We start from the raw sequence: 13,010 nt of genomic DNA, 5'->3' as shown, positions 1-13,010 counted from the left end.
GGTCTAGGCGGACGCCTCGTCGGCGGGGGTGGAGACCAGCGTGCCGATCTTCTCACCGCCCACCGCGCGGGCGATGTTGCCCTCGGTGAGCAGGTTGAACACGATGATCGGCATCTTGTTGTCCATGCAGAGGCTGAACGCGGTGGCGTCGGCGACCTTGAGACCGCGCTCGAGCACCTCGCGGTGGGTGATGTCGGTGAACATCTTCGCGTCCGGGTCGGTCTTCGGATCCGCGGTGTAGACGCCGTCCACGGCCTTCGCCATCAGCACGGCTTCGCAGCCGAGTTCGAGCGCGCGCTGCGCGGCGGCGGTGTCGGTGGAGAAGTACGGCATGCCGACGCCGGCGCCGAAGATCACGACGCGGCCCTTCTCGAGGTGCCGTTCCGCGCGGCGCGGGATGTAGGGCTCGGCGACCTGGCCCATCGTGATCGCGGTCTGCACGCGGGTGGGCAGGCCTTCCTTCTCGAGGAAGTCCTGCAGCGCAAGGCAGTTCATCACGGTGCCGAGCATCGCCATGTAGTCGGCGCGGTCGCGGTCCATGCCGCGCTGGGAGAGCTCCGCGCCGCGGAAATAGTTGCCGCCGCCGATCACCACCGCGATCTGCACCCCGGTGCGCGCGACGTCGGCGATCTGCTGGGCGACGGAGTGCACGACGTCGGGGTCGACGCCCACCGCGCCGCCGCCGAACATCTCGCCGCCCAGTTTCAGCAGCACCCGGCGGTATCCGCCCTCGACCCGGTCCTCACCCATGTCTGTCGCCTCCTGCCCCTCGGTAGACCCGACTGTGCCCCGTCCCCGATGCGCGGAGACGGGGCACAGTGCCAGAACCTAGTCCCAGTGCCTCGCTCAGGCCTGGCCGACCTCGAACCGGGCGAACCGGGTCAGGGTCACGCCGGCCGCGTCGAGCAGGGCCTTGACGGTCTTCTTGTTGTCCTTGACCGACGGCTGCTCGAGCAGCACGTTGTCCTTGTAGTACGCGTTGACCTTGCCCTCGATGATCTTCGGCAGCGCCTGCTCGGGCTTGCCTTCCTCGCGGGCGGTCTGCTCGGCGATGCGGCGCTCGTTCTCGATGATCTCGGCCGGCACCTCCTCGCGGGTCAGGTACTTCGCGCGCAGCGCGGCGACCTGCATCGCGGCGCCGCGGGCGGCGTCGACGTCGTCGCCGGTGAACTCGACCAGCACGCCGACGGCCGGCGGGAGGTCGGAGCCGCGGCGGTGCAGGTAGGTCGCGGTCTTGCCCTCGAACGACACCACGCGGCGCAGCTCGAGCTTCTCGCCGATGCGGGCCGAAAGCTCCTGCACGACCTCGTTGACCGGCTTGCCGTCCAGGTCGGCGGCCTTCAGCGCCTCGACGTCGCTGGTCTTCAGCGCCTTCGCGGCTCCGACGATCTTCGCCGCGAGCTGCTGGAACTCGTCGTTCTTGGCGACGAAGTCGGTCTCCGAGTCGAGCTCGATCATGACGCCGCCGTCGCCGGCGACCAGGCCCTCGGCGGTGGCGCGCTCGGCGCGCTTGCCGACGTCCTTGGCGCCCTTGATGCGCAGGAACTCGACAGCCTTCTCGAAGTCGCCGTCGTTCTCCTCGAGGGCCTTCTTGCAGTCCATCATGCCCGCGCCGGTCATCTCGCGCAGGCGCTTCACGTCAGCGGCGGTGTAGTTCGCCATCGTGTTGAATCCGTCCGTTTCAGGTACGTGTGCGGTGAGCGCCGTCCGGGCGGCCCTGCGCGGACCGCCCGGACGGGGTGGATCAGGAGTTGGCCGGAGCCTGCTCGCCGGTCGCTTCCGCGGTCTCGGCCGGGGCGGCGGCCTCGGTCGCTTCCGCGGTCTCGGTCGCGGCGGCCGTCTCGGTCGCGGCGGCCTCGGTGGCGACGGCGGCCTCGGTCGCGTCGGCGGCCGCGGTCTCCGAGCCCGCGAGGAGCTCCTTCTCCCACTCGGCCAGCGGCTCGTCCGCGGCCCCGGTCTCCGGCTTCGCGTCGGCCGAAGCGCCGTTGCGGCCCGAGCGGGCCATCAGCCCGGCGGCGGCCGCCTCGGCGACGACCTTCGTGAGCAGCGCGGCGGAACGGATCGCGTCGTCGTTGCCCGGGATCGGGTAGTCGACCTCGTCCGGGTCGCAGTTGGTGTCGAGGATCGCGACGACCGGGATGTTGAGCTTGCGAGCCTCGCCGACGGCGATGTGCTCCTTCTTGGTGTCGACGATCCACACCGCGGACGGCACCTTGGCCATGTCCCGGATGCCGCCCAGGGTCTTCTCGAGCTTGTCCTTCTCGCGGGTCAGCGTAAGGATCTCGCGCTTGGTCAGGCCGGTGAAACCGCCGGTCTGCTCCTGGGCCTCGAGCTCCTTCAGGCGGAGAAGGCGCTTGTGGACGGTCTGGAAGTTGGTCAGCATGCCGCCGAGCCAGCGCTGGTTCACGTAGGGCATGCCCACGCGCGCGGCCTCGTTGGCGATCGCTTCCTGAGCCTGCTTCTTCGTGCCGACGAACATGATGGTGCCGCCGTGCGCGACGGTTTCCTTGATGAACTCGAACGCACGGTCGATGTAGGTCAGCGTCTGCTGCAGGTCGATGATGTAGATGCCATTGCGCTCGGTGAAGATGTAGCGCTTCATCTTCGGGTTCCACCGACGAGTCTGGTGTCCGAAGTGCACGCCGCTGTCGAGCAGCTGCTTCATGGTGACGACGGCCATTGCCGGAATCACACCTTCTCTGTAGTCGCGCGCTCCCGCTGTCGGTCTTCGATCCGCCCGCGGAGGCGCTGTTCCGGTTAGTCGCCCGCGACCGGGAGGTCGTGAGCCCTGGTGCCGTAGCCGATGCCCGGACCCGCGGGTTCGGCAGTGCGAAACCCCAGGGACCGCCGGACACCGTGCGCCCCTCCGTCCGGGTTCCCGCCGAAGCGGCCCGTCCGGGGACGCGCGCACGTGCACGCGAAGTCAGCCCAGCCAGTGGACTGCGGGATTGATTCTACCCCCTGCCACCAGGCCCGCCCCTGCGGGCAGCCTTCGCCCGGCCCGGGGTTGTCCACAACTGTGTCCGCCTGTGGACAACTGGCGCTGAGGAGCCTGTTCCCGCCGGCCGGTGGATGACGATGGGGACATGACCACTACGCGATCTTTTTCCGCTGTCGCCGCTTCTGCCCGACCTGCCGATTCTCGCTCAGCTTCCCCGTCGAGTTCACCCTCGACGCCGGGTAAGGCCTGTTCAATGCCCTCGCCTGTCCCTCGTCCGGACCGGGAAGCGAGCAGCCAGTCCGGTTCTCCGCTCAATCCGTCGCCGACGACGCCGTCCCCGCTATCGGCGCCCCCGCCATCGGCGGGACCGGGGTCGGCAGGGCCGGGTTCAGCAGGGCCGAGTTCGGCGGAGCCGGGTTCAGCAGGAGCTCGGTCGAGATCGGGATCGGCGGAGATGCCTCACCCGGTAGTTCTGGCAACCACCGCCCTGCTCGCCCAGCACCCACCCGCAGCCACCGCCCTGCTGAGCCCAGACGTCCCGGCCCCGGCCCCTGCCGAAACGCGCCCTGCGGCACTCCCCCGCAGCGGCCGCCACCGCCGAACACCCACCAGACCGCCCAGAATCCGCACCGCACTCCGCCGCACCTGGACCCGCGCGACGTCCGCCGCAAGCGCAGTCACCCGCTACGCCCTCTTCGCCTCCCGAAGGCTCCTCCGCCCACCCCGCCCCCGAACGACAGCGACCCTCTTACCGAGTATCCGAATCTCCCTGCCCTGCGATTTCAGCTGGGGCCACCCACCGCTGCGCCTGGCCGGAGCGGGCGGCGAAGTCCCGCTTTTCGGCCTGCGCAGCCGCAGAAACACCACCCGTACGTGGCTGATCTTGGCGACAGTCTTGACCTTGTCCGCAGGCTCAGCAGCCCTGCTCAACTCCCGAGCCGACGCCCAGTCCCTCCAGCCCACCCCAGAACAACCCGGCCGCTTGGCCTGGCCCCTGACGCCCCGCCCCCACGTCACCCGCAACTTCGAACCGCCCGCGACCCCGTTCGGCCCCGGCCACCGAGGCGTAGACCTGGAAGCCGCCGCCGGACAACAGGTATTGGCCGCGGACATGGGTGTCGTGGTCTTCGCCGGTCAAGTAGCAGGCCAGGGAGTAGTCGCGGTAGACCACGACGGCGGCCTGCACACGACGTACCTCCCCATCACCCCGACAGTCGCCTCCGGAGACCAGATCTACCGCGGCCAGCCCTTGGGAACCGCGACGCCAGGCCACCCCGGCTGCCCGACCGCAGCCTGCCTGCACTGGGGCGCCCGCCGCGGCACGGAGTACATCGACCCGCTCGCCTTGGTCGGCGACCCGAGCCGAGTCCGCCTCAAACCCTGGGCAGAAGGCCCGTGACACCACGTCGATCCCGCACCGTCCGGGATTGAGCGATCGCAATCCGGCCACAGAAACGAGGTGGTTCACCGCACCGACCGTGGCCACTCGCAGCCGAGCAGATCCCGCGCCTGGCCGATCCGCGGCCAGCCAGGCCGTCATCGCCCGGCTGATCATCCGCGGGCCAGGGGTCAGCCGCTGGGCTGCTCCATCAGCTTGGCGCGCAGCCGCATCACCGCGCGGGTGTGGAGCTGGCTCACCCGGGACTCCGTGACGCCGAGGACCTTGCCGATTTCCGCCAGCGTCAGGCTTTCGAAGTAGTAGAGGCTGACCACGATCTTGTCCCGGTCGGTGAGCTGCGCGATGGCTTCCGCCAGCTGGCGGCGGTTGTCCTGGTCCACCAGGACGGCCACCGGGTCCACCGCGCCGTCGTCGGGGAGGGTGTCGACCAGCGAGCCGGCGTCTTTGCCCGCGGCGACGAGATCTTCTAGGGCCACCACGCTGGTCAGGCGGAGCTGACCGTAGAAATCGCGCAGGTCGTCGAGGCTGATGCCCATCTCGCCGGCGAGTTCGGCGTCGGTCGGGGTTCGGTGCAGGCGGGCGCCGAGGCGTTCCAGGGCGCGGGCGGTTTCCTTTGCCTTGCTGCGCACCGCGCGCGGGACCCAGTCCTGGGAACGCAGGTCGTCCAGGATGGCGCCGCGGATGCGTTGCATCGCGTACGTCTCGAAGCGCAGGCCGCGTTCCGGGTCGAACTTCTCGATCGCGTCGACCAACCCGAATATGCCCGACTGCACGAGGTCGCCGACGTCTACATGCGTCGGCAGACCGGTGCCGACCCGGCCCGCGACGTACTTCACCAGCGGCGCGTAGTGCAGCACGAGCCGGTCGCGCGACGTCTGGTCCGGTTTGTCGGCGAACTGCTGCCACAGCGCCTGAATCCCCGCGTCGACGTCCTGACCAGGACGACCGTCCCCAGTGACGGCGTCCTGCACACCGGGGCGTTCCGTCCCGGCTTCCGTGACCTGCGACGTGGAAGTCATCGCACGGTCGTTCTCGGCGTGCTGCTCAGTGTGGTCTCCGTGCTCGTGCGGATGCGCGTGCGCCGACGGTTCGGCCCTGCCGTCCCCGGCCGAGCCACCGCCGGCCTCTTCAGGCCCGCGGGTGTGCTCGGTCATGGATCGCCTTCAGCCGATCGACGGTCACATGAGTGTAGAGCTGGGTCGTGGCCAGCGTAGCGTGACCAAGCAGTTCCTGAACGCTCCTGAGATCGGCACCTCCTTCGAGCAGATGCGTAGCGGCGGAATGCCTTAGCCCGTGCGGCCCCATGTCCGTTGCGCCCGGCACCGCGGCCACCGCCTCGTGCACCACCCGGCGCGCCGCGCGCGGGTCCAGGCGCTTGCCGCGAACGCCCAGGAAAAGCGCCGGCCCCGGCGTTTCCCCAGCCAGCGCAGGCCGTCCGTCCTCCAGCCACGCGGTCAGCGCCTCGGCCGCCGGGACGCCGAACGGAACTGTCCGCTCCTTGTCTCCCTTGCCCACCACCGAAACCACGCGGCGGGGAAAGTCCACGCTGCCGACGTCCAGTCCGCACAACTCCGACACCCGAATGCCGGTTGCGTACAACAACTCGACCAATGCGCGGTCACGCAGAGCGACCGGATCCCGTTCGGCTGCCCCTTTCGCGGAGGCATCCATGAGCGCGTCGGCCTGTTCGGCGCGGAGCACGCCGGGCAGGGTCCGGTGCGCGCGCGGCGCGGCCAGCCGACCGCCTGGGTCCGATTTCAGCAAACCGGTGCGGTGCGCCCAAGCGGTAAACGTACGAGCTGCCGCGGCGCGGCGCGCGAGGGTAGTGCGTCCGGCACCGTCCGAGCGCTGCCCCGCGAGCCACGCGCGCAGCTGCGTGACGTCCAAGTCCTCAAAGCGCCGCGCGGGACGGTCGCCCTCCCCCACGGTCACGAACGCCAACAGCGAAACGACGTCTCCGACGTACGCGCGCACGGTGTGCGGCGAGAGCCCACGCTCCAGCGACAGATGCCGTTCGTAACCGGCCACCACCGACTCGGCCGACTCCGGTAATTCGGCGCGAAGAGCACGAAGATCGGGTCGTGGCGGGCGTTTCCGGTGTCCACCCGGACGCGGGACCGCGTCCTTGCGTGCACTCGCTGACGGCATGACGATTACGCTGCGCGAACCATCGCCATTGGTCAAGCATCGCCACGCCCATCATCGGTTGGCCGTTCGGACGATCTGCCGCCAACCGGTGTCGCCGCGCATCGCGAAGCCGTCGATTTCCAGTGCCGGCAACAAGGCGCGAACTCGGGAAACAGGCACTCCAGCGCTTTCCGCGACCTCCTCCGGAGCCCGGCCGGCTCGCGGAAGCAGCGCGTCGTAAACCCGCGACGCTTCCGGACCGAGATTGTCGGTGGGCCGTCGGCTCGACTCGGTCGCAGGAGCCGCCGTGCCAAACCGGCCCACGGTTTCGAGCACCTCGTCGACCGAGGTGACCAACGTGGCCTTGCAGTCCCGGATCAGTGCGTGGCAACCGGCTGAACTGCCCGAATGCACTGATCCCGGCAACGCCATCACGACCTTGCCGAGCGCGCCCGCGATGGTGGCGGTATTGCGTGCACCGCTGCGGATTCCGGCCTCCACAACGACTGTGCCGTCAGTTAGACCTGCGATAAGACGGTTGCGCACCAGAAATCGATGGCGCGCGGGCGGAGTCTTCGGCGCGTACTCGCTGACAAGCGCGCCGCCGTCGGCGATGCGGTTCAACAAGTCGACGTTCCCCGCAGGATAGGAATAGTCGACTGCGCAGCCGAGCAACGCGACCGTGACCCCGCCGCCGCTGAGCGCGCCGCGGTGGGCGGCGGCGTCGATGCCCAGCGCCGCACCGGAGAAGACCGGTACTTGTCGGGTTGCCAATGCGTGGCCGATCTCGAGTGCGTTGTGCACGCCGTAGTCCGTGGCCAGCCGAGCGCCGACGACCGCCACCGCGCGATCAGCGGCTTCGGCCAGGCTCGCGCTGCCGCGGACCCACAGGCCGAGCGGCGCGGCTACGTTCTTCACGCCATTGCCGGTCGCTACTGCTAGCGAGAGCAGTGGCCATGCCGGCCATTCGTGGTCTTCGGGAACCACGAGCCGGGCACCGACTTTGGCCGCCTCCTCAAGATCTTGTTCCGCGATGGTGGATTCCCGCCGCGCGGCCGTTTCGCGGAGAACCCGGTCGGGACAGTCACCGGCCTGGACCCGCTCGGCAGCCACGACCGGGCCGTGCTCGCCGACGAACTCCAGCAGGTGGGGTGCCGGTGGTTCGGCAACGCCCAGCAGATACGCGCGGGCGAGCCGTTCGGAGTCGGTCGCCGCGGTCTGATCCTCGACGGCGACGCTCACGCCGCACCTCTTCGGCAACCGGGGTTTTCGGAGCGGACGACGGCGAGATGCCGGTGCAGCGCCAACCGTTCCCGGACGCGGACGGGGTCGTGTTCGGGGCGGACTTCCCGGCGCCGGACCGGATGCAAATGCCGGACGATCTTGTGCTGCGGCGTCTTCGGCCTGCGGTGGCGGGTGCGCGGGGAGGAGGACGGGATGGCTCGGTGGGACATGGGTGGTTCCTTTCGTTGCAGGTTCGGACGGGCGGGTTTGCCTGTCCGGGGTGGGACAACTGGCCGGGATCAGGCGAGGAACACCAGTCCGGCGAAGGACTGTGCGTCATGGTCCGGATGCACGGGAGGCAGCCGAAACGGGGCCGTTTACGAAGTCAGGAGTCGGTCGGCACCAGTGCCATTTACTGCGGTCCTGGCGAACTGATGACTGCCGCGGTCCGGAATCCCTGCCGGTTCGGACGAGCGAGCTGGCACCGGGGCTAGCCGGTTTTGCGTTCTCGGAAGTCCAGCGCCGCGGTGACGTGGTCGGTGTCGGGTTGGGGCAGGGCGGCCAGGTCGGCCAAAGTCCAGGCGATACGCAGGCATCGGTCGGCTCCTCTCGCGGTCAGGAGGCCTCGGTCCAGGGCTCTGTCCAGGACCGCGGTGGCGGGTGGGGGCAGGGCGAAATCTCGGCGCAGGGCAGGGCCTGGCACCTCCGTATTGGATTGCCAGCCGTGTTCGTGCCAGCGGTGTTTCGCTCGGTCTCGGGCGGCTAGCACTCGGGCTCGGACTGCCGAAGACGGTTCTGGGGTGGTCGATTGGTGGGCGGAGATCGCGGTGAGGGGACGTAGGCGGACGCGGAGGTCCACTCGGTCCAGGAGGGGGCCGGATAGGCGCGACAGGTAGCGGCGGCGGGTGGTGGATGAGCAGGTGCAGTCGGTTTCGCGGGGCGGGGCGCAGGGGCAGGGGTTGGTGGCCAGGACTAGCTGGAATTGGGCGGGATAGCGGACGACGCCTTTTGCGCGGGCGATGCGGACTTCGCCTTCTTCCAGGACGGTGCGGAGCGAGTCGAGGCGTTGGTTGCCGAATTCGCAGGCCTCGTCCAGGAAAAGCACGCCTCGGTGGGCTCGGCTGATGGCGCCGGGGGCGGCCAGGCCGGTGCCGCCGCCGATGAGGGCGGGTGGGCTGATCGAGTGGTGTGGTGCGACGAAGGGCGGGATGGTGACCAGGGGCGACGACTTCGACAGGGAGCCGTCTACCGAGTGGATGGCGGTTACTTCCAGGGACTCGTCCGGGGACAGATCTGGCAGCAGACCGGGGAGGCGTCTGGCCAGCATGCTTTTGCCGACCCCAGGCGGGCCGGTGAGCAGGAGGTGGTGTCCGCCCGCCGCGGCGACTTCCAGGGCCCAGCGGGCTTCTGGTTGGCCTACTACGTCGGCTAGGTCGGGGGCTGCCGCGGGGGCGGCGGCAACCGGCGCGGCGGGTGATTCCAGGTCGCCTTCGTCTTTCAGCCAGGCGATCAGTTCGGCCAGGCGGGTTACGCCGGAGACTTCCAGGCCGTCTACCAGGGCGGCTTCTACCAGGGATTCCGTGGGTACTACCGCGCGTTCGTGGCCGGCGGCTTTGGCAGCTAACAGACCGGGGAGGACGCCTCGTACTGGGCGGATTCTGCCGTCCAGGGCCAGTTCTCCCAGGAGGATGGTGTGCAGGAGTTTTCTGGCGGGGACGGCGCCGATGGCGGCCAAGACCGCTGCGGCGATGCCCAGGTCGTAGCCGGAGCCCATTTTGGGCAGGTTGGCGGGAGACAGGGCCAGCGTGATTTTGCCGTCGGGCCAGGACTGGCCGGAGTTGCGAACGGCGGAGCGGACTCGGTCTTTCGCCTCGCGCAGGCCGGCGTCGGGCAGGCCTACCAGGGTGACCCGGCTCAGGCCGCCGCCTAGGTCGGCTTCGATTTCCACTACTCGGCCTTCTATGCCGAGCAACGCGACGGACCAGGTTTTGGCGTGGGGCATCAGAAAGCTCCCACCAAATGCCGCACGACCGGCTCCGCGCCAGCCGGGGCGTAGACGGTCACTACGTCGTACCGAACGCGGCACCAGCCGACTCGATGCTCCTTGAGCCAGCGCATGGCGGCTCGGTGGACGCGGTCGATCTTCTCCGGAGTCACCGACTCGGCCGGAGTGCCGTATTCGGTGCTGGAGCGGGTTTTGACCTCGCAGAAGATCACCCGGTCGCCTTCGGACAGGACCAGGTCCAGTTCGCCTTCCCGGCAATGCCAGTTCCGGCTGAGCAGGACCATCCCGGCGGCCTGCAGATGCCGGGCGGCGAGGTCCTCGCCCCAGCGGCCGAACGTCCGGCGCCAGTGCGCGCCGGGGTGCGGGCCGTCGTTCATGGTGTCCCCCTCGGACAGCGTGAGCACCGCCGATCACGGTGCGTGTGCTTTCACCATCGCAACGTGATCGATCCCAGCGCCAGGGGGATTCGAGGCAGCTGTGGATAACCCGGGGGTTGTGGATCAAAGCCGGCCGGAGGGCGAGGAGACCGGCCGAATTGTCGGGGAGGTGTGCAGAGGAGGGCAGAGACGACGAAGGCCACCCGGGCGGTGCCGGGTGGCCTCGTGGCGAGAAACCGGGGTCAGCCCGAGAACGGGCCGTCCTCGGGGAGCCGCAGGTCGGGTTTGTCGAGTTCCTCGACGTTGACGTCCTTGAAGGTGATGACCCGGACGTGCTTCACGAACCGGGCGGGGCGGTACATGTCCCACACCCAGGCGTCCGACATGCGCACCTCGAAGTACACCTCGCCGCCGCCGTCGCGCACCTGCACGTCCACCGCGTTGGCCAGATAGAACCGCCGCTCGGTCTCCACCACGTACGAGAACTGGCCCACTATGTCGCGATACTCGCGGTACAGCGAGAGCTCCATCTCGGTCTCGTACTTCTCGAGATCCTCTGCGCTCATGAAATCCGCGCCCCTCCTCGCGTTCGTCCTGCTCCGGCGGCGGAGCGTTCATTCTTACCCACCGAGCGGCCCGGGGCACGGACCGGCCCGCCCGCTTTTTCCAGGGCGTTCTCCAGTGCAGCGTAGGTGAGCACGACCGGATGCGGGGCAGTGACTCCATGTGCGAGGGCGACGGTGGCGACATTCGTGTAGGACCAGCGGTGCACCGGGCTCGGGCCGTGCTCACTCAGCGCAGCCAGATGGTCCGAGGTGCTGTAGCCCTTGTGCACGTCGAAGCCGTACGCCGGCAACTCTTCGTGCAGGCCGGCCATGATCCGGTCCCTCGTCACCTTCGCCAGTACCGACGCCGCCGCGATGCTCGCGACGCTGCGGTCTCCCTTGATCACCGCGACATTCGGCGCGGGGATGCCGGGAACCGGGAAACCGTCGGTGAGGACGTACCCGGGATGGGTGCGCAGGCCGGCGACGGCGCGGCGCATGCCTTCCAGGTTCATCACCCGGATGCCGAGCAGGTCCACCTGCTCGGACGGGATGACGATCACCGAGTAGTCGAGGGCGCGTTGCAGGACCCGGTCGTAAACCCGGTCCCGGGCCTTCGCGGTGAGCATCTTCGAATCGGTCAGCTCGGGCAATCGCGCACCGTCGCCCGGACGGAGCACGCAGGAAGCCACCACGAGCGGGCCCGCGCAGGCTCCGGCGCCAGCTTCGTCCACGCCGGCGACCGGGCCGAGGCCACGCCGTTCGAGAGCGCCTTGCAGACCCCAGAACAGCTCGCCGCGCACCACCGCGCGCGGCGGGCGCAGCGGTTCGGCCGGAGTGCGGGGAGAAGGGAGAGTCACCGAAGCACCACCCGGAAGTCGCGGACGGAGCGCACCGCTTACCGTCTCCGGCCGGCCGCCTTGCGGAGGCCTGCCTTCAACCGGCGTCCGACGAAGAGCGTCGGCACCGCGGTGGCGAAGCCGATGCCGAGCGGCAGCCCTTGCTGCCACGCGGGCGCGCCGAGCGCGACCGGCTGCGCGTTCTCCTGCGGATTGTGGTCCGAGATGCCGCCCCAGCGACCCGGCGGCAGCACGATGACGCGGGCCTTGCCGATGACGTCGTCGACCGGAACAGCACCGTTGGGTCCGCCGCCGCCCTGGTAGCGCGAGTCGGCGGAGTTGTTGCGGTTGTCGCCCATCACCCAGAGCGCGCCCTGCGGGACCTTCACCGGGGCGAACGACTCCTGCACGCGGTGATGCTCGTCTTCCCAGTGGATGTAGGGCTCGTCGAGGGCCTTGCCGTCGACTATCACCCGGTTGCGGTCGTCGCAGCACTGGACGGTCTGGCCGCCGGTGGCGATGACGCGCTTGACGAAGTCCCGCTCGTCCGGCGGCGCGAAGCCGACCAGCGATCCGAGGCCGCGCAGCGCGCGCACGACGAAGTTGCTCGACTCCTGCGGCGCGATCTCGTTCTCGGTCCACGCGGGCGGGCCCTTGAACACGATCACGTCCCCTGGGGAGGGGTCGGTGAAGTCATAGGTGACGCGGTCGACCAGGATCCGGTCGCCGGTGCAGCTGGGACAGCCGTGCAGCGTGGACTCCATCGACCCCGAGGGGATCATGTAGACCTTGGCCAGGAACGCCTGGATCACGATCGTGAGCACCAGGGCGATCACGATCAGGATCGGCAGTTCCTTCCAGAACGACCGCTTTTTCGAGGACTTGCCTCGCCGGTGCGACCCCCGACGCCCGCCGGACCGTTCCTGGTCCTCTTCCGGGCGTTCGGGGCCGTCCTCATCGGCGTTCCGCGACACAGGTTCGACCACGTCGCCAGGCTACCGGTAACCGACTCGCCGCTCAGCGGGCAGAGGCGGTCTCGCGGTTCTCGCGGCGCTCCTTGATCTTCGCCTTCTTGCCGCGCAGCTCGCGCAGGTAGTACAGCTTCGCCCGGCGCACGTCGCCGCGCTTGAAGACCTCGATCTCGGCCACGTTCGGCGAGTGCACCGGGAAGGTGCGCTCGACGCCGACGCCGAACGAGACCTTGCGGACGGTGAAGGTCTCCCGGACGCCGCCGCCGTGCCGGCGGATCACGACGCCCTGGAAGACCTGGTTGCGCTCGCGGTTGCCCTCGATGACGCGGACGTGCACCTTGAGCGTGTCGCCGGGGCGGAAGGCCGGGATGTCGGAACGCAGTGACTGCGCGTCCAGCGCGTCCAGGGTGTTCATCGGTGGTCCGTCCTCGTATTCGTGTGGCTTACGTACAGCTTGAGCGCGCAGTGGAGTTCACTGCGACTAGCCCGGGGCTGATGGCATTCACGGTCGGCGTCGCGGCTTGGCAGCCGCTGTGAGCGTTTGTAAAGCACCACGCGTCACGCCAACCAATCCATTATGGC

The 13,010-nt window shown here is 69.3% G+C and carries 14 protein-coding genes; 1 reads left to right on the top strand and 13 read right to left on the bottom strand.

Annotated features, from left to right (window positions below):
• Positions 1-3 precede the first annotated feature (3 nt).
• The 3 genes from pyrH to rpsB form a co-directional block, all read right to left on the bottom strand.
• Positions 4-750: a UMP kinase gene (gene pyrH / locus ACZ7SW_RS14520; RefSeq protein ID WP_009074499.1), complete on the bottom strand. Its 747-nt coding sequence runs from the start codon at positions 748-750 to the stop codon at positions 4-6.
• A 96-nt stretch (positions 751-846) separates the two neighbouring features.
• Positions 847-1,662 (bottom strand): translation elongation factor Ts, encoded by an 816-nt coding sequence (gene tsf, locus ACZ7SW_RS14515; RefSeq protein ID WP_470230859.1) that lies wholly within the window; start codon positions 1,660-1,662, stop codon positions 847-849.
• Between the two features lie 82 nt (positions 1,663-1,744).
• Complete coding sequence (gene rpsB / locus ACZ7SW_RS14510; RefSeq protein ID WP_470230858.1) at positions 1,745-2,680, bottom strand: 30S ribosomal protein S2; 936 nt, start codon at positions 2,678-2,680, stop codon at positions 1,745-1,747.
• A 1,183-nt stretch (positions 2,681-3,863) separates the two neighbouring features.
• On the opposite strand from rpsB, the gene ACZ7SW_RS14505 reads away from it, so the two are divergent.
• Positions 3,864-4,340, top strand: coding sequence for a murein hydrolase activator EnvC family protein (locus ACZ7SW_RS14505; RefSeq protein WP_470230961.1), 477 nt, complete (start codon positions 3,864-3,866; stop codon positions 4,338-4,340).
• A 170-nt stretch (positions 4,341-4,510) separates the two neighbouring features.
• Here the strand turns inward: ACZ7SW_RS14505 and ACZ7SW_RS14500 are convergent, their stop codons facing one another.
• The 10 genes from ACZ7SW_RS14500 to rplS form a co-directional block, all read right to left on the bottom strand.
• Positions 4,511-5,359 carry a FliA/WhiG family RNA polymerase sigma factor gene (locus tag ACZ7SW_RS14500; protein ID WP_470230960.1) on the bottom strand — a complete coding sequence of 283 codons (849 nt, stop codon included), beginning with the start codon at positions 5,357-5,359 and terminating at the stop codon, positions 4,511-4,513.
• 109 nt (positions 5,360-5,468) lie between these two features.
• Positions 5,469-6,488: a tyrosine recombinase XerC gene (locus tag ACZ7SW_RS14495; RefSeq protein WP_470230857.1), complete on the bottom strand. Its 1,020-nt coding sequence runs from the start codon at positions 6,486-6,488 to the stop codon at positions 5,469-5,471.
• A gap of 51 nt (positions 6,489-6,539) precedes the next feature.
• Positions 6,540-7,709: a DNA-processing protein DprA gene (gene dprA / locus ACZ7SW_RS14490; protein WP_470230856.1), complete on the bottom strand. Its 1,170-nt coding sequence runs from the start codon at positions 7,707-7,709 to the stop codon at positions 6,540-6,542.
• The gene (locus ACZ7SW_RS14485) at positions 7,706-7,921 is read right to left on the bottom strand and encodes a hypothetical protein (protein WP_470230855.1); all 216 of its coding nucleotides are present in this window, start codon (positions 7,919-7,921) and stop codon (positions 7,706-7,708) included. The genes dprA and ACZ7SW_RS14485 overlap by 4 nt, the downstream gene beginning before the upstream one ends.
• Before the next feature lie 260 nt (positions 7,922-8,181).
• Positions 8,182-9,693, bottom strand: a complete 1,512-nt coding sequence (locus ACZ7SW_RS14480; protein WP_470230854.1) for a YifB family Mg chelatase-like AAA ATPase — start codon at positions 9,691-9,693, stop codon at positions 8,182-8,184.
• Complete coding sequence (locus tag ACZ7SW_RS14475; RefSeq protein ID WP_470230959.1) at positions 9,693-10,073, bottom strand: YraN family protein; 381 nt, start codon at positions 10,071-10,073, stop codon at positions 9,693-9,695. Before ACZ7SW_RS14475 ends, ACZ7SW_RS14480 begins: the two co-directional genes overlap by 1 nt.
• A gap of 242 nt (positions 10,074-10,315) precedes the next feature.
• Positions 10,316-10,639: a DUF2469 domain-containing protein gene (locus tag ACZ7SW_RS14470; RefSeq protein WP_003096226.1), complete on the bottom strand. Its 324-nt coding sequence runs from the start codon at positions 10,637-10,639 to the stop codon at positions 10,316-10,318.
• Positions 10,636-11,424 carry a ribonuclease HII gene (locus ACZ7SW_RS14465; protein WP_470230958.1) on the bottom strand — a complete coding sequence of 263 codons (789 nt, stop codon included), beginning with the start codon at positions 11,422-11,424 and terminating at the stop codon, positions 10,636-10,638. The genes ACZ7SW_RS14470 and ACZ7SW_RS14465 overlap by 4 nt, the downstream gene beginning before the upstream one ends.
• A 92-nt stretch (positions 11,425-11,516) precedes the next feature.
• Positions 11,517-12,443, bottom strand: a complete 927-nt coding sequence (gene lepB, locus ACZ7SW_RS14460; protein WP_470230853.1) for a signal peptidase I — start codon at positions 12,441-12,443, stop codon at positions 11,517-11,519.
• Between the two features lie 31 nt (positions 12,444-12,474).
• Positions 12,475-12,843, bottom strand: a complete 369-nt coding sequence (gene rplS, locus ACZ7SW_RS14455; RefSeq protein ID WP_116205650.1) for a 50S ribosomal protein L19 — start codon at positions 12,841-12,843, stop codon at positions 12,475-12,477.
• Positions 12,844-13,010: the final 167 nt, after the last annotated feature.

This window comes from Amycolatopsis sp. NPDC114484 (assembly GCF_055633755.1).
The sequence above is the reverse complement of the archived record's forward strand: the minus strand, read 5'-3'. Positions and strand labels throughout refer to the sequence as shown.

Excerpts from the sequence above, each read along its gene's own strand:
- pyrH (WP_009074499.1), bottom strand. The coding sequence starts at position 750 with ATGGGTGAGGACCGGGTCGAGGGCGGATACCGCCGGGTGCTGCTGAAA.
- tsf (WP_470230859.1), bottom strand. The coding sequence starts at position 1,662 with ATGGCGAACTACACCGCCGCTGACGTGAAGCGCCTGCGCGAGATGACC.
- rpsB (WP_470230858.1), bottom strand. The coding sequence starts at position 2,680 with ATGGCCGTCGTCACCATGAAGCAGCTGCTCGACAGCGGCGTGCACTTC.
- ACZ7SW_RS14500 (WP_470230960.1), bottom strand. The coding sequence starts at position 5,359 with ATGACTTCCACGTCGCAGGTCACGGAAGCCGGGACGGAACGCCCCGGT.
- ACZ7SW_RS14495 (WP_470230857.1), bottom strand. The coding sequence starts at position 6,488 with ATGCCGTCAGCGAGTGCACGCAAGGACGCGGTCCCGCGTCCGGGTGGA.
- ACZ7SW_RS14485 (WP_470230855.1), bottom strand. The coding sequence starts at position 7,921 with ATGTCCCACCGAGCCATCCCGTCCTCCTCCCCGCGCACCCGCCACCGC.
- ACZ7SW_RS14480 (WP_470230854.1), bottom strand. The coding sequence starts at position 9,693 with ATGCCCCACGCCAAAACCTGGTCCGTCGCGTTGCTCGGCATAGAAGGC.
- ACZ7SW_RS14475 (WP_470230959.1), bottom strand. The coding sequence starts at position 10,073 with ATGAACGACGGCCCGCACCCCGGCGCGCACTGGCGCCGGACGTTCGGC.
- ACZ7SW_RS14470 (WP_003096226.1), bottom strand. The coding sequence starts at position 10,639 with ATGAGCGCAGAGGATCTCGAGAAGTACGAGACCGAGATGGAGCTCTCG.
- rplS (WP_116205650.1), bottom strand. The coding sequence starts at position 12,843 with ATGAACACCCTGGACGCGCTGGACGCGCAGTCACTGCGTTCCGACATC.